The sequence below is a fragment of the Polaromonas sp. JS666 genome, assembly GCF_000013865.1.
In the GTDB taxonomy this organism is placed as follows: domain Bacteria; phylum Pseudomonadota; class Gammaproteobacteria; order Burkholderiales; family Burkholderiaceae_C; genus Polaromonas.
Map to the genome: position 1 here is coordinate 1,862,330 of NC_007948.1, position 26,105 is coordinate 1,888,434.

Here is a 26,105-nt window from a genome sequence, read left to right on the forward strand (position 1 = left end):
CGCATTGAGGGCAGCAAGCTGTCCGACCGGGAGGTGGAGCAACTCCTGTCGAACCTGGGGATCAAGTCCTTCGTCATCCGCGACGAGCAGGAAGTGGCCGGCTATGCCGAGTTGATGGACCTGGTATTTTCTTCCTAGCAGGACATCCCGTTCACCGAGAACCACATCACGCAGTTGCACCAGATCCTGCTGCGCTACAGCCCTGGGCTGAGTGCACCTGCGCCTTGGGATCCTGGTAATCCTGGTGGGAGACCGCGGGATGCCGTGGGAGATGCGGAGATGCGTTCTCCATGGGTCGGGTACACGAGTCTCGGTTTCCGGTCCGTACCGCACCAGGCCGTATCTGGGGTTGCAGCCCGGCGACAATAGCGTCATGGCGACCATGCAATTACAGGACATTCTTTTCTCCCAGGGCTTTGGCACGCGGCGCGTTTGTGCGGGCCTGATTCAACAGGGTTTTGTGGCCGTAGCTGGCATCCCCTGTACGGAGCCAGCGATGGAATTTGTAGCGGAAGACTTGCGCTTCACGGTGCAGGGGGTGGCGTGGGAGTATCACGAAAAAGCCTACCTGATGCTGCATAAGCCGGCCGGTTATGAGTGTTCGCAGAAGCCCAGCACCTACCCCAGTATTTACACTTTGCTGCCGTCACCGATTCGCCAGCGTGGCGGTGGCGCTGCGGCGGGTGTACAGGCCGTGGGGCGGCTGGACCAGGACACGACCGGCTTGCTGCTGCTGTCGGACGACGGCAAGTTCATTCACCGCATGAGCTCCCCCAGGCACCATGTACCCAAGGTTTATGAAGTGACCGCAAAGCATGCGGTGGACGACAGGCAGGTTCAGAAACTGCTGGCGGGTGTGGTGCTGGATGACGATCCAAAGCCGGTGCGGGCCGCCGCCTGTGAAAAGACCGGCGAGCTGCAGTTAAGCCTGACGCTGACCGAGGGCAAGTATCACCAGGTCAAACGCATGATTGCGGCCGTCGGCAACCGGGTGGAAGACCTGCACCGCTCGCAGCTGGGGGGGCTGATGTTGCCTGAAGATCTCAAGCCCGGTCAGTGGCGCTGGCTCACGGCGCAGGATCTGTCCAGCATTTCGACCTGATGCTTGCTTGCGCGGTTACGCTTCAGCTTCAGCTTCAGCTTCATGCTACCTTGCGCCCGTCAGCGTGCCTCAACTCACTCGGCATACTGTTGGACTGGATGAGAAATGAATCGTGCCAGTCTGTGGGCATGCTGCTGCTGTCCCGGTAGTCATGGGTAGCCTGACGCTGGCGCATGTCGCGTTTCTGTACCAGAGTTTTCTGCAGGTTGGCCCGGGCGGCCGCCACTGCGGCCTGCTCGCGCTTCAGATCCCGGCTTCTTGCAGCCGCTTCACCGAGGAAATCATTGCGGAGTTCATCCGGGTTTGGCAGCCTCGACGCGTTGATCACGGCATAGGCAATACCACATTGCGCCAGTAAATTGTGCTTCAGATTTTTTGACTTCTGGGACAGTCCGGAAGACTTGGGCACATCGACACAGCCAACAACATGGCCATCCAATGAACACACGGTGAATGTACAGCTGGTGCTTTTGAGCAGGCTGTACCAGTACAGTCCATTTTCACTGGCATTAGGCCGGACGAAACGGGTAACCGGCACCTTGATCATGATGTGGTGGTCATCAAAAGTCTCGGCCAGCCAGCGCCAGAGCTGCGATTCCTCACTGTTTACCAGTGGCCGCGCATGCAAGGGCCAATGCCTGGGGATTCGGCGTTTCTCTTTCGCAATCCAGCGCAATCGCAGCCAGTACCAAAGGGTAAGCACGCCCATCAAGGGCAGCCCCGCCATCAGTAGTTCTTCTGGATTTTTTGTCATTTACGGCTCCCGGTTTGTCACCAATGCTTACAAGTTACGCTCAACAGGAGTAATTGGGTAGGAAAATAATCACACAATTCAAAAAATGTTACTAAAGTTGTCTGGTTTTGTGAATTTCGTGATTTAAGTAACGAAAAACCAGTACTGCCCGTCACGCTTCCGTAAAACGCCAGGCCATGAGCATTGCTTGAGGCGCTTTTTTGGGTAGCCGAGGCCTGCGGAAATGAAGATTGACAACCAGGCGACGGGCTTTATGCGCACTTTCATGGCGTGTGCAACACAGATTTGTTGCGTGGTAGCCATTAAATACCGTTTCATTCGTTTCATTGTGTATGTTAGCCGGGCGCTCGCCAGCGTGCCAGACCATTTGGAGCGTCTGGACCTCCTCCGGTTCGACCCGGCTCAGCAAAGGCAGACCTCCGCTATCGGTTTTCTGGCCCGGGCTTCTGCTGAAAGGGCGCTGCGATCCATGGGCCAAGTAAGGTTACCCCGCTGTATTGGCTCGCCCCGCCCGCACCAGGTGCGGGATCAGACGAGACCGTAATTCCTTCGTGAGTAGACCACGCCGGCCCGACCGGTGGCTGCGCAGAGGGCCTGCGGCCAGTCCAGCCCGCGCTGGGCCCACAACAGGCTTACCGAACCCGGCCCTTCGTGCAAAAACGATGGGAGCCAGGTGAGGGGAGCCGGGAATATGCCGCACTTCCAGCCGGCTGCCATTGGGATCCAGCAAGTTCATCGCTACATCCTGCGGGCTGCAATGGATTCCGGTCCTGAGGCACCGGCTACCGGCAGTCCGGGCATGCCCGCCCGGTACACTAGACGGTTGACCCTGGAAAGATATCTCTGTGAACGTTCCCGTCCGTAATCTGGCCGCCTGGTTGTGTGCAGTTGCTGGCTTGCTGCCTGCGGTTTGCCCGTCGGCGCTGGCCCAAACCGCCCCGCTTGCTTCGTTTTCCGCAGCGTCGCCCGTGTTTGTCCTCAATTCGCTCGATGACACGGTAAGTATTGTCAACCCCGCGACCTGGACCGAGACCCGGCGCATTGCCACGGGCAAGCAGCCGCATCACCTGTACCTCACGCCTGATGAAAAATCGGTGATTGTGGCCAATGCCTTGTCCGACACGCTGACCTTTATCGACCCGAAAACCGCCGAGGTGCAGCGCACCGTGCGCGGCATTCTGGACCCGTACCAGTTGCGCTTTTCACCTGACATGAAGTGGTTTGTGACCGCCGCCAACCGCCTGAACCATATCGACATTTACCGCTGGGACGGCAAGGACATCGTTCTGGCCAAGCGTGTGGCCACTGGCAAGACGCCCAGCCATTTGTGGATAGACAGCAAAAGCAGCACGATTTATTCCACCATGCAGGACAGCGATGAGCTGATTGCGGTGGACCTGGCAAGCCAGGCCATCAAGTGGCGCACCAAAACCGGCTCCATCCCGGCCGACGTGTACGGAACGGCCGACGACAAATTCATGCTGGTCGGTCTCACAGGCAGCGACGCGGTCGAGGTGTATGACGTGAGTGGCAAGGAGCCCAAGCGCAGCAAGGTCATCAAGACCGGTGCCGGTGCCCACGCCTTCCGCGCCCTGGGCGACCGGCGGCATGTGCTGGTCAGCAACCGCGTGGCCAACAGCATCAGCAAAATCGATTTGCAGACTCTGGAGGTGGTGGACAGTTACCCCGCGCCGGGCGGGCCGGACTGCATCGACGTGAGCCGCGACGGCAAGCAGATCCTGGTGACTTCGCGCTGGGCCCGCAAGCTCACCGTCATTGACATCGCCAGCCACAAGGTGGTACGCCAGATCAATGTTGGAAAGAGTCCCCACGGTGTCTGGACCCTTGATCACGCGCCGCGGTAGTGGGCCCCCACGGTCGCTCACTGCGTGTAGCTCCCGAGGCCTTGCAGGCCGCGGCTCGCGAGACGCTTCGCCTCTGTCGCCGGTCCAAAGCTGCTCAAGCAGCTTTGGAGCCGCAGGCTCCAGCCCCTCGGGGGCCGCTGCGCCTGCGGCCCGGCAAAGCCGGTTCCGCGGCCCCTGCTTAACTATGGGCTCACTACGGCCGCTGCTTGCTATTTTTTTTGTAGCTATTTGCGTGCATCCCGCTTGGGCTGCGGGCCCAAACAATGCCAAAGCAGTGGCCGAAGCCGCCCTCTGCAAGCCGCTGTACCTTACCCTGGACACCGGCCACATGGAGGTCGCGCCCCTGATGGCCGACATCCTTCGCAAGCACCAGGTGAAAGCCACGTTTTTCGCTGCCAACGAGCGGACCCAGACTGGTGATGGCAGCCTGGGTGCGCATTGGGCCGATTGGTGGAAGGCGCGCGCCGCCGAGGGCCATGAATTTGCCTCGCATACCTGGGACCACACCTACTGGCGCGCGGATGTGGCGGGCGGGCCGGGTGTTGAGCCGCAATTCAGGATGCGCCCCTCGGCCGGTCCTTCGGAGGGCCGGGATCTCACCTGGACGACCCGGCAGTACTGCGAAGAGGTGGGTCGCGCCAGTGCGCGCCTGCAGGCGATCACCGGCAAGAAACCGTTGCCGCTATTCAGGGCGCCTGGCGGCAAAACCTCGCCCCAGTTGCTCGCGGCAGCCCGGGCCTGCGGCTATCAGCATGTGGGCTGGTCGCCCGCCGGGTTTTTGGGGGACGAGCTTTCGAGTGAAAGATTTCCCAACGACATGCTGCTGAAAAAGGCGCTGCGCGACATCCAGCCCGGCGATATTTTGCTGGCGCACCTGGGCATCTGGTCGCGCAAGGATCCCTGGGCGCCGGCTGTGCTGGAGCCGCTCATCATCGGCCTGAAGTCGCGGGGATTTTGCTTTCAAACCCTGCGGGAACACCCCCAGTACAAGGCCTGGATTGAGGCGCAGGTCAGCCGCACGCCGGCCAAGCTTGCCAAATAAGCGACATGGACTGGTTGGGCAATTTTTTTTCCGTGGTGCAGCAGTGGCTGTTCGAGGCCGCCGTGCAACCAGCCATGTTTGCGCTGGGCATGGGCAACCTGCTGGAAGACGGCTATGAAGCAACCGCCTGGTTCATGGTGGGGGTGATCCAGATCATCATTTTTCTGGCCGTGATTGGCCCCTTGCAACGCTGGCGGCCGGTCGAGCCGGTACTCGATCGGGCCACCATCCGTACCGATATTCTCTACACCCTCATACACCGGCTGGGCCTCTTTCGCATTGCGCTGTTTTTCACGCTGGAGCCCTGGTTTGACGAGGCCTTTGGCGCGCTGCGCACAGCCGGATACGGCACGTTTCACCTGGACCAGGTGTGGCCCGGCGTGACGGACCATGCGGTGGTCAGCCTGCTGATCTACCTGGTGGTGTTTGACTTTGTTGCCTACTGGACGCATCGCGGCCAGCACCAGATCGAGTGGTGGTGGCGCCTGCATTCGCTGCACCATGCCCAGCGGCAAATGACCATGTGGAGCGACAACCGCAACCACCTGCTCGACGATGTCCTGGTGGACTCCATCGTTGTGCTGGCGGCTCAGCTCATTGGCGTGCCCCCGGGCCAGTTCATTGCTATCGTGGCCTTTACCCAGCTCAGTGAAAGTTTTCAGCACGCCAATGTGCGGATGTGGTTTGGGCGCGTCGGCGAGCGGCTGTGGGTCAGCCCGCGTTTTCACCGCTTGCATCACAGCATCGGTATCGGGCATGAAACCGTGAAGGCGGAAAAAACTGTCTTGGGTGGACATAACTTTGGCGTGCTGCTGCCCTGGTGGGATGTGCTGTTTGGCACAGCTAACTTCGAGCAGCGTTATGACCCCACCGGTATCCGTGACCAGGTCGAAGCCAACCGTGATTACGGCAAAGGCTTCTGGTCGCAGCAATGGATTGGCCTCAAGCGCTTGTTCGGCAAAGCCTGAAAACCCACCCCCGTCCAGGCTCACTGCGTGTAGCCTGTTCCCCCCTCAAGGGGGCGGCGCCTGCGGTCTGGCGAAGCCAGTCCCGCGGCCCCTACCGGGTTGTGATCCCTGAACTCTTCAACCAAGCATGAGCCGTGGAACCGGCTTTGCCGGGCCACAGGCGGGCGGCCCCCTCGGGGGGCAGGGAGCTACACGCAGTGAGCGACCGTGGGGGCTGATATCCTAGCTCCATGAGCAAGCTTTTGGATTCCTTCTGGCGGGCCGCCATGTACTGCCTGCATCCCCGGGTCATCGCCCTGTCGGTACTGCCCCTGGTGATCATGGCCGTCATCTCGCTCGGCCTGGGTTATTTCTTCTGGGAAGGCGCGCTGGCGGCGGTGCGCAGCAACCTTGAAAGCTATGAGCTGGTGGACACCATGGTCCGCTGGCTGGAAGGGCTGGGGCTGAGCGACCTTCGCGTGGTGCTGGCGCCTGTGCTGCTGCTGTTCCTGGCCATTCCCGTCATTGTGATTGCCTCGCTGCTGTTTGTGGCGATGTTCATGACGCCCGCCATGGTGGCCCTGGTGGCTGAACGGCGCTTCCCGCAACTGGAGCGCAAGCGGGGCGGCTCCCTGCTGGCCAGCGTGTTCTGGTCGCTGGGCTCCACCCTGCTGGCCGTGATTGCACTGGTATTGTCGATTCCCCTGTGGCTGATTCCGCCGCTGATCCTGATCCTGCCGCCACTGATCTGGGGCTGGCTCACCTACCGTGTCATGTCGTATGACGCCATGGTGGATCATGCAAGCGGTGAGGAGCGGCGCCAGATTTTCCGCGAGCATCGTGCCACGCTGCTGGGCATCGGTGTCCTCAGTGGCTACCTGGGCGCCGCGCCCAGCCTGATCTGGGCCTCGGGTGCGATGTTCGTGGCGATGGCGCCTATCCTCGTGCCCGTGGCCATCTGGCTATACACGCTGGTGTTTGCCTTTTCGTCGCTTTGGTTTGCCCACTACACGCTCGCCGCCCTGGAACAGCTGCGCAAGAAAAACAATGCACTGGCCCCCGATCCGTTTGCGCAGGAGGCTATTAAATCAATCGCGAACGAATTGGCGCCGACTGCTTCCGAGGGGCCGGCGCCCAGCTTCGGCTCGCTGGGCGGCAATCCCCATACCCAGCCTTGATGATCGTCCAGCGGCAACTTCACCACTACCCTTATGGCTACAAACTTTGGACTCGTCATTGTTGGCGATGAAATTCTCTCGGGCAAACGTGCCGATAAGCACCTGCCCAAAACCATCGAGCTGCTGGGTGCTCGCGGCCTGCAACTCGGCTACGCCGACTACGTGGGCGACGATCCTGACCGCATCACCGCCACCCTGGCGCGCGCCTTTGCGGCAGCGCGTAGCTCTGGCGACGTGGTGTTTTCCTGCGGGGGCATTGGCGCCACGCCGGACGATCACACCCGACAGTGTGCGGCCAAAGCCCTGGGCGTGGCGCTGGCCCTTCATCCCGAAGCCAAAAGGCTGATCATGGAGCGCATGCAGGATGTGGCGAAAGAGCAGGGGCTGCCGTATGAGCCCGACCGCGAGGACAACATCCACCGCCTGAACATGGGCGTGTTCCCCGTGGGCGCCCAGATCATCCCCAACCCCTACAACAAGATCCCAGGCTTTAGTTGCCAGGCCGGTGAGGGCTCGGTGCACTTTGTTCCGGGCTTTCCCGTGATGGCCTGGCCCATGATGGAATGGGTGCTGGATCAGCGCTACCCCCATCTGCACCAGAAATCCGCCTATATCGAAAAGTCGGTGATCGTGTTTGGTTCCATGGAGGCCACGCTGACCCCCCTCATGCTCGCAATTGAAGCGGCGCATGAGGGCGTGAAAGTGTTCAGTCTTCCCAGCGTGGATCATCCCGATTACGGTCGCCACATCGAGCTGGGCGTGAAGGGGGCGCCGGAGGCGGTGAGCCTGGCCTACCCCGCCTTGTTGACGGGCCTGCAGAAATTCGATCTCAAATTAGGCCCCGAATTGGTGCGATGAGAATTTGCGCTAAATTGGTGCATTGCCGTAATGACCCGTATTGGTGCATGTGCGGGCGGCCTCTTTTTGAGATTCTGGCGCCGCAAGGCCGGAATCTGGGCCAGATAACGGCACAATCAGGGGTTTGGCGAAAACCGATCAGCCATCCGCTGTGGCACAAAAAGTGCATTCACCATCCGAAGACAATTTTTTAACAACCATCCAAGCAACAGGAGATTTTGATGGCAAAGACCGTCGCAGACGTCATGAAAATGGTCAAGGAAAACGAAGTCAAGTTTGTTGACTTCCGTTTTACCGACACCCGGGGTAAAGAGCAGCACGTGACGGTGCCTGTCTCCCACTTTGACGAAGATAAGTTCACCTCGGGCCACGCGTTTGACGGTTCATCGATTGCCGGCTGGAAGGGCATTGAAGCCTCCGACATGCAGCTGATGCCTGATCCCAACACCGCGAACATTGACCCGTTCTTCGAAGAAACAACGCTGTTCATGAGCTGCGATGTGCTGGAGCCGAGCGACGGCAAGTCTTATGACCGCGACCCCCGCTCCATCGCCAAGCGTGCAGAGTCCTACCTCAAGGCTTCCGGCCTGGGCGATACCGCCTATTTCGGTCCGGAGCCAGAGTTCTTCATCTTTGACGACGTGCGCTGGAACACCGACATGTCGGGCACCTTCTTCAAAATCGAAGAATACGAAGCACCCTGGAACTCTGGCTCCAAGCTCGAAGGCGGCAACCGTGGCCACCGTCCAACCGTCAAGGGCGGCTACTTCCCCGTGCCGCCGGTTGACAGCACGCAGGACATGCGCGCCGAGATGGCCCTGATCCTCGAATCGCTGGGCATTCCGGTCGAAGTGTTCCACCACGAAGTGGCTGGCGCCGGCCAGAATGAAATCGGCACCCGTTTCAGCACGCTGGTGCAGCGCGCCGACTGGACCCAGATCCTGAAGTATGTGGTGCAGAACGTGGCCAATGCCTACGGCAAAACCGCGACCTTCATGCCCAAGCCCATCGTAGGCGACAACGGCTCCGGCATGCACGTTCACCAGTCCATCTGGAAAGACGGCAAAAATCTGTTTGCCGGCGACGGCTATGCGGGCCTGTCTGATTTCGCCCTGTACTACATCGGCGGCATCATCAAGCACGCCCGTGCCCTGAATGCGATCACCAACCCCGGCACCAACAGCTACAAGCGCCTGGTTCCCGGCTATGAGGCACCGGTCAAGCTGGCCTATTCGGCCAAGAACCGCTCGGCTTCGATCCGCATTCCGTATGTGGCGAACCCCAAGGGCCGCCGCATTGAGGCGCGCTTCCCCGATCCACTGGCCAACCCTTACCTGTGCTTCTCCGCACTGATGATGGCCGGCCTCGACGGCGTCGAGAACAAGATCCACCCGGGCGAAGCCGCTACCAAGGACCTCTACCATCTGCCGCCCGAGGAAGATGCAAAAGTGCCAACCGTGTGCCACAGCCTGGACCAGGCGCTGGACTGCCTCAACGCAGACCGCGGCTTCCTGACCAAGGGCGGCGTGTTCACCGACAGCATGCTGGACGCCTACATCGAATTGAAGATGGGTGAAGTGACGCGCCTGCGCATGGCGACGCACCCCATCGAATTCGAGATGTATTACTCCCTGTAATCGGGGCTGCAGGCTCGCGCCACTTACCGTTGCTTACGGTTTGTGGCCAAAAAAGGACGGCAATTGCCGTCCTTTTTTATGGCTGGTGGGTAATAAGGATGCTGACTTTGTGTTTTTGCAGCTTTGCCGCATACTGATAGACCGTCCTTTGCCTATACGGGCATCTGGAGTTCCGAATGAAAAACACTTTATCGCTGTCCCTTTTATCCTTGCTGTTGGCCGGTGCGGGGAATTCCGCATGGGCCCAGCAGGTTTACCGTTGTGTTGCCGCCAACGGCGGCGTGCCAGAGTACATCAACAACGCCAAGGATGCCCAGAACCGGAATTGCAAGCTGCTGTCGGGTGGCAATGTCACCGTGGTCCAGGGCAACCCCGTGGCCAAGGCGCCTGTGCGTGTCGCTGCGGCGGCGGCTTCTGGCGGTCCGCGAACCGATGGCAGCCCGGAGCAGCGTGCACGTGACAGCGACTCGCGCGCCATTCTGGAGTCCGAGCTGAAAAAGGCCGAGGCCCGATTGGCCGAGCAGCAAAAAGAGTACAACAACGGCGAGCCTGAAAAGCAGGGTATTGAAGGACGCAACTACCAACGCTACCTAGACCGCGTGGCTGAACTCAAGGAAAGCATCGCCCGCAACCAGAGCGATATTGCCGGCATCAAGCGCGAGATTTCGCGTCTCCCGGCCGCAAATTAAGCGTTTACCTCCACCGCTTATGGGCCAAAATGGACGGCTTGAACAAGCCACATTTACCCCCCGTTTTATCCGCCACCCCGGCGCCCCCGCGCTTTCAATCGTTTGACCTGCTGGCCACGCTCGTGGCCGTTGTGCGTACCAATGGCGTCGTGGTATTTGCCAATGCGGCGCTGGAAGATGCGCTGGGCACCTCACGCCGGACCATCGAAGGCTCGCAGCTCCCCGAGTGCTTTACCGAGCCGCTGATTCTGCAAAATGCGCTCGAGGGCGCCGGCAGCAATGAGTTTGCGGCCCTGCGTTATGACGCGTGGCTCAGGCGCCTGAACCACGAGCCCATGCCGGTCCACGTGGTGGTGGCGCAAACCGATACGCCGGGCGAGGCGATTGTGGAGTTGTTGCCGCTGGAGCAGCAGGCCAAGCAGGACCGGGAGGAACGCCTGATTGACCAGGCCCAGGCCAACAAAGAACTGATCCGCAACCTGGCCCATGAAATCAAGAATCCGCTGGGTGGCATTCGCGGTGCGGCGCAGTTGCTGCAGATGGAAATCGACAAGGAGTTGACCGAGTACACGCAGGTCATCATTCATGAGGCCGATCGCCTGCAAACGCTGGTAGACCGCCTGCTCGCTCCGCACCGGCGGCCGCATCTGGTGGGGGATGTGAATATTCACGAAGTCTGTGAGCGGGTGCGCTCGCTCATCCTTGCCGAATTTCCCAAGGGGCTGCGCGTCACACGGGACTATGACATTTCGATTCCCGGTTTCCGCGGTGACCGCGAGCAGCTCATTCAGGCGGTCCTCAATATCGCCCACAACGCGGCTCAGGCGCTCGCAGAGCGCATTGCGGCGGGCGATGCGCAGATCACTTTCAGGACCCGAATCGCCCGGCAGGTAACTTTCGGCAAGCAGCGCTATCGCTTGGCACTGGAATTGCATGTCATTGACAATGGACCGGGCGTGCCGGACTCCATCAAAGACCGCATCTTCTATCCGCTGGTATCAGGGCGCGAGGGCGGTTCGGGGCTGGGGCTGACATTGGCGCAAACCTTTGTTCAGCAACACCACGGTTTGATTGAGTGCGACAGCGTGCCGGGCCGGACAGACTTCAAGCTGCTGATACCGTTGCCTTGAGGTGTGTCCTTCCTACATGGCTTGACAAATAAAGCGCGATGACGCGAATGGCACCGAATGTACAACAAGGACTGCACAACATGAAACCGATTTGGATCGTTGACGATGACCAGTCCATCCGGTTTGTTCTGGAGAAGGCCCTGCTTCGTGAGGATCTTCCTACGCGCAGTTTCACCAACCCCCGTGAGGTCCTCCTGGCGCTGGAAAACGCGACAGAGGAAGAGGGCCCGCAAGTCCTGGTGAGCGACATTCGCATGCCCGGCGGGTCGGGGCTGGATCTGCTGGAGAAGGTCAAGCAAAAGCTTCCCGGCCTGCCGGTCATCATCATGACGGCGTTCTCCGACCTTGACAGCGCTGTTTCTGCTTTTCAGGGCGGCGCTTTCGAATACCTGCCCAAGCCCTTCGACCTCCCAAAAGCGGTGGAACTCATACGCCGTGCGGTGGAAGAAAGCCAGCGCGAGGAGGTGGCCGAGGAGCGCATGGCGGCCGCGCCGGAAATGCTCGGCCAGGCGCCGGCGATGCAGGATGTGTTCCGTGCCATTGGCCGCTTGAGCCAGAGCATGGTGACGGTGATGATCACCGGCGAATCGGGGTCGGGCAAGGAACTGGTGGCGCGCGCGCTGCACAAGCACTCACCGCGCGCCAACGGGCCTTTTGTGGCCATCAATACCGCGGCCATTCCCAAAGACCTGCTCGAGAGCGAACTCTTCGGTCATGAGCGCGGCGCCTTCACCGGCGCGCAGACCATGCGGCGTGGCCGCTTTGAGCAGGCAGAGGGCGGAACGCTGTTCCTCGATGAAATCGGTGACATGCCCTTTGACCTGCAAACCCGCCTGCTCCGGGTGCTGAGCGATGGTCACTTTTACCGCGTGGGCGGCCACAACGCCGTCAAGGCCAATGTGCGCGTGATTGCCGCCACGCACCAGGACCTGGAGCAGCGCGTCAAGGAGGGTGGTTTTCGCGAAGACCTCTTCCACCGGCTCAACGTGATTCGGCTGCGCCTGCCCGCGCTGCGCGAACGGCGCGAGGATGTGTTCATGCTGACCCGCCATTTCCTGCAGCAAAGCGCCAAGCAGCTGGGTGTGGAGCCCAAGCGCATTTCCGATGCGGCGCTGCAGCAATTGAGCAACTTCAGTTTTCCCGGCAATGTGCGCCAGCTGGAAAACATCTGTCACTGGCTCACCGTGATGGCGCCCGCGCAGGTGATTGAAGCCAAGGACCTGCCACCTGAAGTGCTGGGCGTGCCGCATGAACCGGCGCCGGGGGCTTCCGACAAAGCGCCTCTGGCGCCCGTCACGCCGACGATGCATATGCCCGAGCCTGCCGTCTTGGCGGGGCCGGCGGCTGGCGAGCAGAATTGGGAAGCCGGCCTTGAGGCGGAAGCCCTCGCTTTGCTGGCGGCCGGTCGCAGCGATGTGTGGGATGTGCTGACGCGCCGTTTTGAGTCCCGGCTGATCCAGACGGCGCTGCTCAATACCCGCGGGCGTCGCATCGAGGCCGCCCAGAAGTTGGGTATTGGCCGCAATACCATCACGCGCAAGATCCAGGAGCTGAATCTGGAGTAAAACCGGCTGCAATCCCTGAGGTTCCCCGGGGTGCAGTTCTATTTGCTATGGCAATCAGGGATGCGGAGCACACCCGATGGTCCAGCCGTGCTGCACGGACCAACCGGTACGCTGGCCAGCACTCAAGAGGTGGCTGGTCCCTGGACCTCGGCCAGGTATCGGTTTAGCTCCGTCAATTCCTGCTCGAATTCGATCATGCTGACCACGATGGTCTTCCAGTCGCCGTCGCGGCTGGCCCGCTCGATACGTTCACAGACGTTGGCCAGCGCGAGGGCTCCGACCATGGCGCAAGCGCCTTTGATGAGATGGGCCAGCCGTTTGACCTGGGCGATGTCACCGTCGGCCACCGCCTGTTCCAGAAGCGCGGCATCTCCCTCATTGGCCCGTTGAAACTCGATGAAAATGTCGCGCTCGACGGCCGCATCGCCCGCAGACACTCTGGCCAGCGCCACATGGTCAATCGGTGTCCTCGCCCGCCGTGCTACAGGAAAATAGGCGGGCGGTGTGACGGGGGCCGCGGGGATGGGTAGCCAGCGCGCCAGGCTGGCCGCAGTTTTTTTAACTCCACCGGCTTGACAAGGTAGTCGTCCATACCCGCGGCGAGGCAAATTTCTGCTTCACCGCCCATGGCATTGGCTGTGCAGGCAATGACGGGGTAGTGACGGGCGGCTGTGGCTGCTTCGAGCGCGCGTATAGCCTTGGCCAGTTCATAGCCGTCCATTTCGGGCATGTTGCAGTCTGTCAGGAGCAGCGAAAATCGGCCCGACTTCCACAGGTTCAGGGCTTCGACGCCGTTTCTGGCGCTCTCTGCCGCATAGCCGAGCAGGTTTACCTGGCGCATCAACAGCGAGCGGTTGGTGGGGTGGTCATCGGCCAGCAGGATCAGCGTGCCCTCTGCCTCGGCTTGCGCCACGTCAGGCGCTGCCCTGCGTGTCTCCAGGCTCGCAAAAAATGAGTCCGGGGCACCTGGATTTCCTTCTGGAAGCTGCGCGGGATCCGCTATGGGCAGCGACAGATCAAGGGTCATGGTGGTTCCTTTGCCAGGCGTGCTCTCCATGGTGATGGAGCCGCCTATCAAGGCCGCCAGCCGGCGGCAGATAACCAGACCGAGGCCTGTATCGCCAAAGCGCTGCGTCGTACTCGCTCGGCCTGGGCAAAAGGCTGAAACAGCAGCCGTTGATGTTCCCCGGAAATGCCGATCCCGGTGTCTTTCACGCTGATCCTCACCCGGTCTTCAGCGTCTTTTCGTTCCATCAGGTCCGCCGTGATTTCGACCCGGCCGTGAGACGTGAATTTGATGGCGTTGCTGACAAAGTTGCCCAGTATCTGCCGCAGCCGCAGCGGGTCCACCATCAGGGCAGGGCTGAGCGCTGTATCGACATGATGGGTGATGAGCAAGCGCTTGCTGCTGGCATTGCCGGAGTAAACGTGGTGGACATCTTCGATCAGGTCCTTGAGGGACGTGGCCTCGGGCTGAATGTCCAGCTTTTGTGCTTCAATTTTCGAGAAGTCCAGGATGTCGTCAATGATCCGCATCAGTGACCGGCCGGACTCGCGTATGGCCTTGAGCGTGGTGTGTTGCGTACCGTTAAGCGGGGTGAGGCCCAGCAGCTCAACCATGCCCAGCACGCCGTTCATCGGCGTCCGGATTTCATGGCTCATGGTGGCCAGGAAGGCGCTCTTGGCGCGATTGGCTGCGTCGGCCAGCTGCCGCGCCCGATTTTCGCGACGAATTTCGCGGTACAGGGCCACAAAAATGCAGGCGGCGACCAGCATGGTCAGCAGCATGGAGGCCATGCATATAGCGCTGAAAGCGCGCCGCAGCCGCTTCGCGTTTGACCAGCAAGGCGCGTGTGCGGTCTATCAATGGCTGAAGGGGTGCCAGATTTTCCGTTTGGCGTGGGTTGTCACTGACGAGCGAACCTATTGATTCGGTTTGGGCGGCTATCTTTGAAGCCAGATGCCGGTATTGATCGAGCTGCTCGGGCCGGCCGGTGATCAGGTAGTTGCGCTGGGCGAAGCCCGCTTCAGAGATATCACCGTAGCGGCGGCCCAAGGCAGCTCGCACCTGCTGTGTGTGGGCTACCTGTTGTGCCGAGCTTGCAAAAACCGTGGTGGCCTTGTAGGTGAGTCCTCCCCCGATCGCCAGCAGCAAAACGCGCCGACAAAGCCCGTGAGGATTTTTCCCTCCATCGAGGTCATCGTGAAGGGAGAGACTGTCTGTTGCGTCATGCGCTTGTGGATGGCCAGCAGCGTGCCCGTGCTGAGAAAAATGAAGGCGGCCGCCGTATTCACCGCCACTGGCGGCAGCACAACATCCGTTGTGAGTTCGCTGGCATTCCAGGCGTAGCCGATCGCCGAAAGCGTGCCAATGATCAGGGTTACCGCGGTGGCCAAAAATGCCGGCGAGCGCAGGCCGGATCGCGGCAGGATCAGCAAGGCCAATCCAATGCAGGCGAAAGCCACGGCGCTGTAGGGTGACATGCGGCCGCGAATCGCGTTGTAGGCGCCCTGGCGGTCCAGGAACAGCAACTCGTCAATGCCCAGGCGCCAGTCGAACAGATACTGCCCCAGGGTGGCCAGGCCCAGCACGCAGACAAAAAGCGCCAGTGCCTGCCCTCCATACTGAAAAACTACCGGCCGCTGGAAATCCAGCATCCACAAGGCCGCGCCCGCCGCGATCAGCGCCAGTGACGTATTGGCTTTCATTTCCACGGCACCCGGCAACACACTTTTGAGCAGCGGCACATCCCATACCCAACCCGCCAGTACCGACAGTCCTGTGAGGAGGGTCACGCTGGCGGCGAGCCTGATCACCAGTGTGGTCAATGGTGCGGCGGCACCCGGTTTGTAAGGGACATCTTGATGGTCACTCTGGCTGGATTCATGCAAGGTGCTGGACATGGGCTAAGGCTTCAACGTGGGCTGCCGGTGCAAACAGCCCGGGCTGATGGCTGCAAGGCCGTTCAAGTCTTGAGACCGGGCGCTGCTGACGCTATACGGGCAGCGCAAAATGAAACACCGCACCCTGACCCACCTTGCCCTCGGCCCACACGCGGCCGCCATGCCGGGTCACCACGCGCTGGACGATGGGCAAGCCCACCCCGTTCCCTTCAAACTCCTCGTCGGTGTGCAGTCGCTGAAATATTTCGAAGAGTTTGTCGTAGTGGTCCATGCTGAAGCCGGCGCCGTTGTCACGCACCGAATAAACGGCCTCCGCGCCGTCTATGCGGCCACTGATTTCGATCAGGGGGTTGGGTGTGCGACTGCTGTACTTCACGGCGTTGGACAGCAGGTTCACCCAGACCTGGCGCAGCAGCGAAGCGTCTGCCTGCGCCGGCGGCAGCGACTCCAGGACGACGCGTGGTTTGCTGCCCTCCGGATGGCGTTGCAGGAGTTCTTCGATGACCTGTTGGGCCAGTCCATGCATGTTCACACTGGCTTTGCTGATCTCGCGCTGGCCCAGCTTGGAGAAGGCCAGCAGGTCGTCAATCAGTTTGGCCATGCCTTTGATATTGTCCCGGATGATCGACACATAGCGCTGACCCTTTTCGTCCAGCCGGCTGGCGTAATTTTTCTCCAGCAGGCCGGCATAGCCGCCGATGATGCTCAGTGGCGAGCGAAGGTCGTGCGTCGCTGCGGACGTAAAGCTTTCCAGGCTTTTGTGACTGGCTTCCAGTTCTTCAGCGCGAGCCTTCAAAATCGCATTGAGGTTGAGGATTTCCTTTTCCATTTCCTTTTGCTGGGTAATATCCTCGGAAATTCCCAGGAGGTGAGTCGCTAGGCCGTTCTCGCCGAGCACCGCCACCTTCTTGGTGCGAAGCAGGCGTATCCCCTTGTTGGCCGTCTGCACGGGCTCCTCAGCGATTTCCAAGACTTTTCCGCTGGCCAGCACCTCGCGCTCCCTGGCCACAAAATGATCGCTCTCATTCTTGGGGAAGAAGTCATGGTCACTTTTTCCGAGCAACTGGTCGCGCGAATAACCAAGCAGGTTCTCGCCCGCCCGATTGAGCCTGACAAACTTCAATTCCGCAGCATCCTTGATAAAGATCATGTTCGGAATGTTCTCGATGATCGAGTCGAGGAAACGGTTTGCCGCCAGCAGCTCGGTGGTGCGTTTGGCCAGTTCCTCACGGCTTTCGTGAAGTTCCCTGTTGCGCTGGGCGGTGGTTTCGTAAGTCGACATCAGCAGGTTGAGGATTTGGGCACGGCTGGCCGTAATCTGGTGCTTCTCGCCATGGAAGGAGATCTCCACCCCCGGGCCTTCTTCTGCGGTGGAGCGAAGGTGCTGGTTGCTGAGCGCATGCTGCACGCGCGCCAGCATATGGGTTCGGTCATAGGGTTTGATGACAAAGCTGTCAGCGCCGCTTTTGAGCCCGAGCAACACGTCATCGGGGTCCGACAGGTTGGTCACCAGAATCACCGGAATATGGCAAAGATCGGGGTTGGCCTTGATCTGCCGGCACAGCTCGTAGCCGCTCATCTCCGGCATGTTGACGTCGCTGACAAGCAGTGAGGGGCGTATCCGGGCAGCCAGTTCCAGGGCGAGCCGGCCGTTTTTCGCAACGCTGGTTGCGTAGCCTTCTTCTTCGAGGAGGCGGCGCAGCATGTAGGCCTGCACGCCACTGTCTTCTGCGATCAGGATGTGCGCGGGTGGAGCGGGTGAAGCAACTGGAGAGGGCTCAGCAGAAGGCATGGGGCCCTTCCGCAGGATGAGCTAGCGGGCCGTGCATGGGACGTGAGCTGCTCGCAATGAGACCCACTGCGGACTTTTGGGAGTCACGCACGGTAGTAGCGCGGTTGCCACAGAGTCGCGCATGAAGGCAGAGGGGCTGCGTCCCGCTAATGGTGTCCATTAATTAAGCCTGCTCCCTGGGCGCAAATCCCAAACACCACGTGGTGGTCATGAGTGAGACTTGTGCGTATCAGCTTGTTTTGGCTAGTTTAGCTAGCATTCTTTTACCAGACAAGGCAGTCAGCCATTCGATTTCAGGGAAAGTTTAACTATCATGATGACAATTTTTCTATCTTTCCGTGGGAATATCCTCATACTCCATGAGCATTCACACACTAATCCGCGAAAAACGCCGGCTTTTAGGGCTGAGCGTGCAGCAATTCGCTGATGCGGCTGGGGTAAGCCGTGGTGCTGTCCAGCAATGGGAAAAACCAGACGGAACAGCGCCCAAGCGCGCCAATCAACCCAAAGTAGCCGAACTGCTGGGAATTTCGGTGGCCGAACTTGTTTCCGGCGATTCCCGCATGAGCCCGGGCCTGGGCATAGACGTGCGGGCTGAAATACCGCTGATCTCTGAAGTGCATGCTGGCAATTACACGGCCATCGACAACTTCCAGCCCAGGAGCGGCTTTGAGATGGTGCCTGTCACCGTGCCGGTCAAACGCCAGACTTTTGCCCTGCGCGTGCATGGCGACAGCATGGTGGGTATTACCGGCGACTCCTTTCCCGAAGGTTCGATTCTGGTGGTGGAGCCCGAATTGACGGCCGAGCCGGGCGACTACGTGATTGTGCTGAACAGCAAGAACCAGACGACGTTCAAGCAGCTGGTCAAGGACGGCGCCGATTACTACCTTAAGCCCCTGAACACCCGCTACCCCGTCAAACCGCTGGGTAGTGCCGAGATCATCGGCGTGGTGCGCGAGTTCAGCAAACGTTTTCGTTAGTGGTTAGTGGTTAGTGGTTAGTGGTTAGTGGGGTGCAGGGCCTGCGACCTTTTTTGCGGGCTTGACTGACCGCTCACTGATTCAGGGCAGTTCGAGCTCGACCAGTACCGGCGCATGGTCGCTCGGGTGCTCGGGTGCTCGGATACTTGGTTTTACGCGGCAGCTTGTCAATCAGGCAGTTTGTGGCGGCCGGCTTGAGTGCATTATTGAGTGCATAACTCACCAGGATGCAATCATTGCGCAGGCCGCAATTCCTGCGAAACACACACTCCCGGTAGTCCCGCCGCGAGTCGTTTTCTTCGGGCGGCTGAAATGGGCTCAAACAGGCGCAAGGGCGCCCGTCAGACCTCGGTCTAGTGGCGCCTGAAAGTGTTGGCTTTCTTCTTGGGCGTGATGATGGTTCCGCGTTCTTGCGTTTTCGCAAAAATTACAGCGCTCGCATCATATAGTTGCCGGATCAGAAACCATAAAAGGACCATCATGAGTCTTTCCGAGGCCGACATGCGGGTGCGCCACCTGCAGGAGACGGCCCTGCGTTATTTCTTCGAGGTAGCGCGCTGCGGCTCACTGACGGAGGCCTCGGAACGGCTTCACGTGGCGACTTCGGCGATCAGCCGCCAGATTGCCGGGCTGGAGCAGGCGCTGGGTACGGCGCTCTTTGAGCGGCATCCGCGCGGCATGGTGCTGAACGCGGCCGGCGAGATACTGGCAACGCACGCGCGCCGGGCGAGCCTGGATGCGGAAAGAGCGATCCATGAGATCCTTGCCTTGCAAGGCCTGCGCTCGGGCAAGGTGCGAATCGCCGCATCAGAGGCATTTGCCAACGAGTTCCTGCCGCCGCTGATCATCGCATTCAGAGCCGCGAATGAGGGCATCGTTTTCGAGTTGAATGTCGAGCCACCGGCCCAGGTGTCGGTGCGCGTTCGCGACGGCGATGCAGACATCGGATTGAGATTCAGTCGTGTCCCGGACAAGGAGATCAAGGTTGAGTACCGCCAGCCGGCGCCCGTGCTGGCGCTGATGCGCCACGATCATCCCCTGGCCCAGTCCCGGTCGGTCACGCTGGCGCAGATGAGCGCCTATCCGATGGTGCTGCCTGCACCGGACACGGCGGTGCGCCAGATGATCGACATGGAGTGCAGCCGCCAGCAATTGCTGATGGAGTCCGTGCTGACCAGCAACAGCATGACGACGCAGCACAACTTTGTCGTGCATGGCGGCGGCATCACCTTCTGCGGCGAGGTGTCGGTGCGGCACCTGGTCGCTGCCGGCACGCTGGTGGTGATTCCGATTCGCGATCACGGCATGGGCTTGCGCTACATCGAGGTGCAAACGCTGGCCGGCCGCAGCTTGCCGCAAGCGGTGCAGTCCTTTCTCGACTATCTCAAGCAACGCCTGGCCGACCAGCCATAGACGGGTTTCGGGTTTTGATGCCACATCGCTAGCCGCAATACGGTTCAGTCAAGCCCTTGCCGCTGGTTTGTCATTCCCGGACTTGATCCGGGATCCATGGATTGCGGGCCAGGCCCGCAATGACAAGTCAGGGTTTTTGGTCATTCCGATTCAGGGTGAATAACTTAACTGAACAGTATTGCCGCTAGCCGTTTGATCCGTCCGACGAGCGACAAGTCCTTGCGGTTTTTGCGCGCCTGGTTGTGTGTCTTGGTTTGCCGTTTCGGCAATGATACATTGCAAATTCTCTTATTGTGGTAATGCTGAAGTCTTCCTAAGATGCTGTCGGACCTGACTTTCCTGGCATCGCTCGCCCCACCATTCAAGGAAAATTTCACATGCGTTATCTGTCTAACTGCCTCCGCATGCTCGGAGTCGTCGCGCTCATTGCCGCATCCGCAGCCGCTCAAGCCCAAACCTGGCCCGAGCGGCCGGTGCGCTTGGTGGTGCCGTTTCCTGCCGGCGGCGCAACCGACCTGGTTGCCAGGGTTATTGCCCAGCGCGTGTCAAAAGACATCGGGCAGCAAATCGTCGTTGATAACAAGGCCGGTGCGGGCGGCACCATAGGCTCGGCCGAGGCCGCAAAGGCGACGGCCGATGCCTATACCCTGCTATTGACGACGAGCAGCACGCACGCCATCTCGCCGCACCTCATGCCCAAGCTGCCCTACGACGCCATCAAGGATTTCACGCCGATTGCGCACCTGGCCGACGCCGCGAGCGTGCTGCTTGTGACACCGTCGCTGCCTGTGAAAACGGTGCCCGAGCTGATCGCTTACGCCAAAAAGCATCCTGGCCAACTCAATTACGCCAGCAGCGGCAATGGCACTATCGTGCATTTGACGACCGAAGCCTTCAAGGCCCAGGCTGGCATTTTTATTACCCACGTGCCTTACAAGGGCACGGCACTGGCCATTCCCGATGTCATTGCCGGCTCGGTGCCGGTGCTGATCGACTCCATCCCGTCGGGCATGCCGCATGTCAAGAGTGGTCGGCTGCGTGCCTTGGCCGTCACCGGAGACAAGCGCTCCGCACTGGCGCCCGAGCTGCCGACCGTGGCCGAGGCGGGCCTTCCTGGTTTTTCATCCGTGACCTGGTTTGGGCTGTATGCACCGCGCGGCATGAAGGCTGATCTGGTGGTGCGTGTGCATGAGGCCTTCGCTAAGGCGGCCCACGCGCCCGAGGTGGTGGAAAGCCTGGCCAAACTCGGTGTTGAACCCGCCCCACCGGGCACGCCCGCACAGTTCGCCGAGATGGTGTCTGCCGACAGCCAGCGCTGGGCGCGCATCATTCGCGAACGCAAGATCACCCTTGAATGAAATACACACCCATGCCCATTCCATCCGCCATGGACTTCACGAATCCCTATGCCTCGGCACGTTCTGCCGTGCTGGGGCGCAACGTTGTCAGTACCTCGCAGCCACTCGCCGCACAGGCTGGCCTGCGCATGCTTCTTGCCGGAGGCAATGCCGTTGACGCCGCCATCGCCACGGCGATGGCGTTGACGGTTGTCGAGCCGACCGGCTGCGGCCTCGGCAGCGATGGCTTCGCGATTGTCTGGGACGGCAAGGAGTTGCACGGTCTGAACGCCTCCGGCCGTTCGCCCGCGGCCTGGTCAGCCGACCGTTTCGCCGGCCACGGCGCAATGCCCGACAAAGGTTGGGAGGCCGTCACGGTGCCTGGTGCCGTTTCGGCCTGGAGCGCACTGTCGCGCCGTTTCGGCCGCCTGCCATTCACCGCCCTGGCCGCGCCTGCCATTGATTACGCCCGCAACGGCTTTGCGGTATCGCCGGTCATCGCGCATTTATGGGCGCTGGGCGGGGCGCGGCTGGGCGAGCAGCCCGGCTTTGCCGAATGCTTTTTGCCCGACGGCCGCGCCCCGCGCGCGGGGGAATTGTTTCGCAGCGAGGCCCATGCGAGCACGCTGGAGGCCATTGCCGAAAGCCATGGCGAGGCGTTTTACCGCGGCGCGGTGGCCCAGCGCATCGCGGCCCATGCCAGGGCCCATGGCGCGGCGCTGACGGAGGACGATCTGGCCAACCACCGCGCCGACTGGTGCGGCACGCTGGCTCAGCCCTTCGCTGGCTCCGTGGTGCACGAACTGCCGCCGAATGGGCAGGGCATTGCAGCCTTGATGGCGCTGGGCATGATGGAGGCATTGGGTATTGGCAACCAGCCGCCCGACCATGTTGATACGGTGCACCTGTCGATTGAGGCGATGAAACTCGCGCTGGCAGACCTGCATCAATACAACGCCGACATTGACGCCATGCAGATCCCGCCCAGCGCGCTGCTGGCCCCAGCCTACCTGGCCGAGCGAGCCAGGCTGATTGACCGCCACCGCGCTGCCGACCCCGGCCATGGTGCGCCCAAGCCGGGCGGCACCGTCTATGTGGCAACGGCGGACGCCTCCGGCATGATGGTCTCCTTCATCCAGTCCAACTACATGGGATTTGGCTCGGGCGTTGTCGTGCCGGGCACCGGCGTCAGCCTGCAGAACCGGGGCCATGGCTTTTCTTTGGAACAGGGGCATGCCAATCAGGTAGGGCCTGCCAAGCGCCCTTCGCACACCATCATTCCGGCGTTCGCCATGCATGCCGATGGCACGCCGCAAATGGCCTTCGGTGTGATGGGGGGGCCGATGCAGTCACAAGGCCATGTGCAAATGGCCTTGCGCGTGCTCCACTACGGGCAGAACCCGCAAGCCGCGGCCGATGCGCCGCGCTGGCGCGTGACGGGCGGACGCAAGGTGGCCGTTGAACCGAACTTTGACGCCGACGTGGTTCGCGAGCTTGCTGCGCGCGGGCATGAAGTCACTGTAGAGCGCGGTAATGGTGTTTTTGCCTTTGGTGGCGCGCAGCTGGTGTACAAGCGTGGCGACAGCTACGTCGCAGGCTCCGACCCGCGCAAGGACGGCCAGGCCGTGGCATTCTGATTTCCTGAACATCGACCTTATCGTGATCGCCGGGTTGACCGCGCTGGGCTGCGTTGGCGACTGCCTGGCCAACAGGCGGAGCCGGACGCGCGCCGACCCCGTGCAGGGGACAGGGCCTGGATTTTAGTAAATAGTGGCTCTACCTATCGTGGAATGAGACAGTATTGCTATTGTTTTTATAGCCAATCGAGTTCCGCCACGACCGGCGCGTGGTCGCTCGGGCGCTCGTTTTTGCGTGGCAGCTTGTCGATGAGGCAGCTTTTGACGGCGGGCTTGAGTGCATTGCTCACCAGGATGTAATCAATGCGCAGGCCGCGGTTTCTGCGAAACGCAAACTCCCGGTAATCCCACCATGAGTAGGTTTTTTCCGGTTGTTCGAACAGGCGGAACGCATCGTGCAGACCCAGCCCCAACAGTGCCTGCAAGTGTTGCCGTTCGTCGGCGGTATGGTGAATCGTTTCGTGCAGCCCTTGCGCGTCATACGTGTCGCGGTCGTCGGCGGTGATGTTGAAGTCACCCACCAGCACAAGCCTGGAGTGTTCGGCGAGTTCTTCGCGCAGCCACGCGCGCAGGCCGTCGAGCCAGCGCATCTTGTATTCAAACTTCTCGGTGCCCGGTGCCTGGCCGTTGACAAAATAGCCATTGACAACGCGCACCTCGCCGCTCGGCGTGTCCAGCGTCGCCGCGATCACGCGTGACTGCTCGTCCGTGAAACCGGCTATGTTCTTCACAATGTTGCGCGCCGGCGTGCGACTCAAAATGGCCACGCCGTTGTAGGTTTTCTGGCCGAACACCGCACTTTGGTAGCCCGCGTCGGCCAGTGCCTGCAGTGGAAACTTGTCGTCGGAAAGTTTGAGTTCCTGCAGGCACAGCACATCCACCGGATTTGCCGCCAGCCAGTCAAGGACCTGCGGCAGCCGCACGGCCAGCGAGTTGACATTCCAGGTGGCGATTTTCATGGTTTTGGTGTTCCAGGGCAAGCAAGATAAGGAGGAGATGCTATCAAATATGCAGCAACGCGAGCGCGCCGACCGCCATGCCCACGCCGGCCAGCGCGAACATGCCATATTCCAGCCAACGCTTGCGTGTCAGCAGGGCAATGGCCGCCAGCGCGATGGAGACCTGCAGCACCGTGGTGGCCTGTGCCCAGCGGTGGTGCTGATGCATCTGGTCGTCCGACGACTTGTCCCAAGTGGCGGCTTCAGCCTCCAGTTTCTCGGCGGCTGTCTTGATTTCGTTCTTCTCTTTTTCGTAGCGCTCGATCTTGCTCAGGTAGCCGGCCTTCCTGTCTTCAGGCGCCAGATCGCGGGCGAATTCGGCGAGCGACTGCTTGGTGCTCTTGGCCTGAAAGTAATTCCACTGATTGGAGGCTTCGGTTTTTTTGATGGCGGCGTTATTTTTATACAGGCCTGCATTGGCCTGGGTCGCACCGCCCATGTAGGCAAAAATGGCCCCCACGGTCGCAATGATGGCCGTCACGACGGCGATCTGGGCGATCATGCCGCCGCCGCCGTCGTGTGCTGCGCCATGAGCGCCTTGGGCGGCATGCTCCAGCTCGTGGTCGTGCGGCCCGTGGACGTGAAATCCGGCTCCTGACATGTCAATTCCCTTTGTGTTTGTCGTAAGTGATAAAACTGAACTTCAGCCCATTGGAGGAGATGTGATCCTCACGCGCAGCTTCAATCCATTCGGAACCCAGCGGGGGCGCAAAGGCATCCCCTTCAAAGTCCTGGGCAATTTCGGTGACTTCGATGCGCTGCGCCAGGGGCTTGGCTTGCGCGTAAATTTGCGCGCCACCGATGACCCAGACTTCTTCAGACTGCCCGCAAAGGCTCAAAGCGTCGGCCAGGCTGGCTGCTGGCTCGGCGCCATCTTCTTTCCAGTCCTGCTGCCGGGTGATGACAATATTGGTGCGGCCGGGCAGGGGGCGGAATTTGGGCGGCAGTGAGTCCCAGGTCTTTCGCCCCATGATGACGGGCCAGCCCTGGGTCAGGCGCTTGAAGTGGGCCATGTCTTCCGGCAGATGCCAGGGCATGCGATTGTTGTTGCCGATCACGCCGTTGGCGGCGCGGGCAAAAATCATGTTGATGCGCATGAACTACACCGCTACCGGCGCCTTGATGGCCGCATGGTGCTGGTAGTCAAGGAACTCGAAATCGTCGAACTGGTAGTCGAAGATCGACTCGGGCTTGCGCTTGATGTGGAGTGTCGGATAGGGGAAGGGGGCCCGGCTCAGTTGCAGGGCCACCTGCTCGGCGTGGTTGCTGTAGATGTGGCAGTCGCCGCCCGTCCAGATGAAGTCGCCCACGTCCAGGTCGCACTGCTGCGCCACCATGTGCGTGAGCAGCGCGTAGCTGCCAATGTTGAAGGGCACGCCGAGGAAAATGTCGGCGCTGCGCTGGTAGAGCTGGCAGCTGAGCTTGCCTTTACCGCCAGCTTCAGTGGCAGGCGCGACGTAGAACTGAAAAAATGCGTGGCAAGGCATCAGCGCCATTTTGGACAGGTCAGCCACGTTCCAGGCGCTCACGATGATGCGGCGCGAGTCAGGGTTGGTTTTCAGCGTCTTGATGACTTCGCTGATCTGGTCAATATGCCCGCCGTCAGGCGTCGGCCAACTGCGCCATTGCACGCCATAGACCGGGCCCAGGTCACCGTCTTCGCGGGCCCACTCATCCCAAATCGTCACGCCGCGTTCTTTCAGCCAGTTGTTGTCGCTGCTCCCGGTCAGAAACCACAGCAGTTCCTGCACGATGGATTTGAGGTGAACCTTTTTGGTGGTCACCAGCGGAAAGCCTTCGTTCAAATCAAAGCGCATCTGGTAACCAAACACGCTTTTGGTGCCGGTGCCGGTGCGATCGGCCTTGAAGACGCCGTGCGCGTCCACATGGCGCATGAAGTCTTCGTACTGGGAACGAATGGGGCGGTCAGGGCGGGTTTCGGGAGGGGTGTTCATGAATAGCCAACAGCTTGATGATTTTGAGTGCCTTGCCCCGCTGCAGCAGCAACTTTTCCAGGCCGGGGATGGCAGATTTTATGCGGACTGGCGTTGGCTGCTGGTTTGCTGCGCTGGACACGTTGTGGGTTTGACGGGCTAATTGGAAGCTGACCCCAGTTACTCAGCATCTCCGCAGCCATGGGGCCTCGCCTTCTCCTACCGCGCGTCCGCCGCTGCTTGCTTTCCGCCGACCGGCGCGCTAGGCTAATCCTGCGCTCAACCTGGCCCGAGCAAACGGCGCGTCGCACCGCCTACTCGGGCCGGTCAGCGTTGACGT

General features: G+C 60.7%; 24 protein-coding genes and 1 pseudogene. 14 read left to right on the forward strand and 11 right to left on the reverse strand.

Annotated features, from left to right (window positions below; genetic code table 11):
- Positions 1 to 382: 382 nt before the first annotated feature.
- On the forward strand, positions 383 to 1,102 hold the full coding sequence (locus BPRO_RS08955) for a pseudouridine synthase (protein ID WP_011482734.1): 720 nt from the start codon (positions 383 to 385) through the stop codon (positions 1,100 to 1,102).
- A gap of 40 nt (positions 1,103 to 1,142) precedes the next feature.
- On the opposite strand, the gene BPRO_RS08960 is transcribed toward BPRO_RS08955, so the two are convergent.
- Entirely contained in the window at positions 1,143 to 1,856 is a 714-nt protein-coding gene (locus tag BPRO_RS08960) for a DUF2726 domain-containing protein (RefSeq protein WP_011482735.1), read from the reverse strand.
- Between the two features lie 845 nt (positions 1,857 to 2,701).
- Between BPRO_RS08960 and BPRO_RS08970 the strand changes: the two genes are divergently transcribed.
- The 9 genes from BPRO_RS08970 to ntrC all read left to right on the forward strand — a co-directional run bounded on the left by BPRO_RS08970 (position 2,702) and on the right by ntrC (position 12,767).
- Positions 2,702 to 3,721 carry a selenium-binding protein SBP56-related protein gene (locus BPRO_RS08970; RefSeq protein WP_011482736.1) on the forward strand — a complete coding sequence of 340 codons (1,020 nt, stop codon included), beginning with the start codon at positions 2,702 to 2,704 and terminating at the stop codon, positions 3,719 to 3,721.
- A 184-nt stretch (positions 3,722 to 3,905) separates the two neighbouring features.
- Positions 3,906 to 4,763: a polysaccharide deacetylase family protein gene (locus BPRO_RS08975; protein ID WP_081430501.1), complete on the forward strand. Its 858-nt coding sequence runs from the start codon at positions 3,906 to 3,908 to the stop codon at positions 4,761 to 4,763.
- 5 nt (positions 4,764 to 4,768) lie between these two features.
- The gene (locus BPRO_RS08980; RefSeq protein ID WP_011482738.1) at positions 4,769 to 5,731 is read left to right on the forward strand and encodes a sterol desaturase family protein; all 963 of its coding nucleotides are present in this window, start codon (positions 4,769 to 4,771) and stop codon (positions 5,729 to 5,731) included.
- 230 nt (positions 5,732 to 5,961) lie between these two features.
- Positions 5,962 to 6,888, forward strand: a complete 927-nt coding sequence (locus BPRO_RS08985) for an EI24 domain-containing protein (protein ID WP_011482739.1) — start codon at positions 5,962 to 5,964, stop codon at positions 6,886 to 6,888.
- Between the two features lie 33 nt (positions 6,889 to 6,921).
- Positions 6,922 to 7,746: a competence/damage-inducible protein A gene (locus BPRO_RS08990; protein WP_011482740.1), complete on the forward strand. Its 825-nt coding sequence runs from the start codon at positions 6,922 to 6,924 to the stop codon at positions 7,744 to 7,746.
- A gap of 221 nt (positions 7,747 to 7,967) precedes the next feature.
- Positions 7,968 to 9,383: a type I glutamate--ammonia ligase gene (gene glnA / locus BPRO_RS09000; protein WP_011482741.1), complete on the forward strand. Its 1,416-nt coding sequence runs from the start codon at positions 7,968 to 7,970 to the stop codon at positions 9,381 to 9,383.
- Positions 9,384 to 9,559: 176 nt separating this feature from the next.
- Positions 9,560 to 10,072, forward strand: a complete 513-nt coding sequence (locus BPRO_RS09005; protein ID WP_011482742.1) for a hypothetical protein — start codon at positions 9,560 to 9,562, stop codon at positions 10,070 to 10,072.
- A gap of 29 nt (positions 10,073 to 10,101) precedes the next feature.
- The gene (gene glnL, locus BPRO_RS09010) at positions 10,102 to 11,202 is read left to right on the forward strand and encodes a nitrogen regulation protein NR(II) (protein WP_011482743.1); all 1,101 of its coding nucleotides are present in this window, start codon (positions 10,102 to 10,104) and stop codon (positions 11,200 to 11,202) included.
- 80 nt (positions 11,203 to 11,282) lie between these two features.
- A complete protein-coding gene (gene ntrC, locus BPRO_RS09015; protein WP_011482744.1) occupies positions 11,283 to 12,767 on the forward strand; it encodes a nitrogen regulation protein NR(I) in 1,485 nt (494 codons plus the stop codon).
- A 122-nt stretch (positions 12,768 to 12,889) separates the two neighbouring features.
- On the opposite strand, the gene BPRO_RS27955 is transcribed toward ntrC, so the two are convergent.
- From BPRO_RS27955 to BPRO_RS27970, 6 genes and pseudogenes are all read right to left on the reverse strand, one after another.
- Positions 12,890 to 13,219 carry an Hpt domain-containing protein gene (locus BPRO_RS27955; protein WP_011482745.1) on the reverse strand — a complete coding sequence of 110 codons (330 nt, stop codon included), beginning with the start codon at positions 13,217 to 13,219 and terminating at the stop codon, positions 12,890 to 12,892.
- A 29-nt stretch (positions 13,220 to 13,248) separates the two neighbouring features.
- Entirely contained in the window at positions 13,249 to 13,794 is a 546-nt protein-coding gene (locus BPRO_RS27960) for a response regulator (RefSeq protein ID WP_011482746.1), read from the reverse strand.
- Between the two features lie 39 nt (positions 13,795 to 13,833).
- Positions 13,834 to 14,429: pseudogene (locus BPRO_RS27965) on the reverse strand (ATP-binding protein); the annotation flags it as partial.
- A complete protein-coding gene (locus BPRO_RS30895) occupies positions 14,419 to 14,835 on the reverse strand; it encodes a CHASE3 domain-containing protein (protein ID WP_369794700.1) in 417 nt (138 codons plus the stop codon). The gene BPRO_RS30895 and the pseudogene BPRO_RS27965, both read right to left, overlap by 11 nt.
- Positions 14,836 to 14,849: 14 nt before the next feature.
- Positions 14,850 to 15,671 (reverse strand): hypothetical protein, encoded by an 822-nt coding sequence (locus tag BPRO_RS30100; RefSeq protein ID WP_041388627.1) that lies wholly within the window; start codon positions 15,669 to 15,671, stop codon positions 14,850 to 14,852.
- A gap of 91 nt (positions 15,672 to 15,762) precedes the next feature.
- Positions 15,763 to 17,463: an ATP-binding protein gene (locus BPRO_RS27970; RefSeq protein WP_011482747.1), complete on the reverse strand. Its 1,701-nt coding sequence runs from the start codon at positions 17,461 to 17,463 to the stop codon at positions 15,763 to 15,765.
- 359 nt (positions 17,464 to 17,822) lie between these two features.
- Here BPRO_RS27970 and BPRO_RS28520 point away from each other — a divergent pair, with 359 nt between their 5' ends.
- The 4 genes from BPRO_RS28520 (at position 17,823) to BPRO_RS09055 (ending at position 22,833) form a co-directional block, all read left to right on the forward strand.
- The gene (locus BPRO_RS28520) at positions 17,823 to 18,446 is read left to right on the forward strand and encodes a LexA family protein (RefSeq protein WP_011482748.1); all 624 of its coding nucleotides are present in this window, start codon (positions 17,823 to 17,825) and stop codon (positions 18,444 to 18,446) included.
- A 480-nt stretch (positions 18,447 to 18,926) separates the two neighbouring features.
- The gene (locus BPRO_RS09045) at positions 18,927 to 19,859 is read left to right on the forward strand and encodes a LysR family transcriptional regulator (protein ID WP_011482749.1); all 933 of its coding nucleotides are present in this window, start codon (positions 18,927 to 18,929) and stop codon (positions 19,857 to 19,859) included.
- A 377-nt stretch (positions 19,860 to 20,236) separates the two neighbouring features.
- Positions 20,237 to 21,217 (forward strand): Bug family tripartite tricarboxylate transporter substrate binding protein, encoded by a 981-nt coding sequence (locus BPRO_RS09050; protein ID WP_011482750.1) that lies wholly within the window; start codon positions 20,237 to 20,239, stop codon positions 21,215 to 21,217.
- Between the two features lie 11 nt (positions 21,218 to 21,228).
- Complete coding sequence (locus BPRO_RS09055) at positions 21,229 to 22,833, forward strand: gamma-glutamyltransferase family protein (RefSeq protein WP_041388631.1); 1,605 nt, start codon at positions 21,229 to 21,231, stop codon at positions 22,831 to 22,833.
- 176 nt (positions 22,834 to 23,009) lie between these two features.
- Here the strand turns inward: BPRO_RS09055 and xth are convergent, their stop codons facing one another.
- The 4 genes from xth to BPRO_RS09075 are packed head-to-tail and all read right to left on the reverse strand — an operon-like array spanning position 23,010 to position 25,786.
- Positions 23,010 to 23,792, reverse strand: a complete 783-nt coding sequence (gene xth, locus BPRO_RS09060; protein WP_041388633.1) for an exodeoxyribonuclease III — start codon at positions 23,790 to 23,792, stop codon at positions 23,010 to 23,012.
- 43 nt (positions 23,793 to 23,835) lie between these two features.
- The gene (locus BPRO_RS09065) at positions 23,836 to 24,432 is read right to left on the reverse strand and encodes a DUF4337 domain-containing protein (protein ID WP_011482753.1); all 597 of its coding nucleotides are present in this window, start codon (positions 24,430 to 24,432) and stop codon (positions 23,836 to 23,838) included.
- A 1-nt stretch (position 24,433) separates the two neighbouring features.
- Positions 24,434 to 24,928, reverse strand: a complete 495-nt coding sequence (locus BPRO_RS09070; RefSeq protein ID WP_011482754.1) for a dihydrofolate reductase — start codon at positions 24,926 to 24,928, stop codon at positions 24,434 to 24,436.
- 3 nt (positions 24,929 to 24,931) lie between these two features.
- On the reverse strand, positions 24,932 to 25,786 hold the full coding sequence (locus BPRO_RS09075; RefSeq protein WP_011482755.1) for a thymidylate synthase: 855 nt from the start codon (positions 25,784 to 25,786) through the stop codon (positions 24,932 to 24,934).
- Positions 25,787 to 26,105 lie beyond the last annotated feature (319 nt).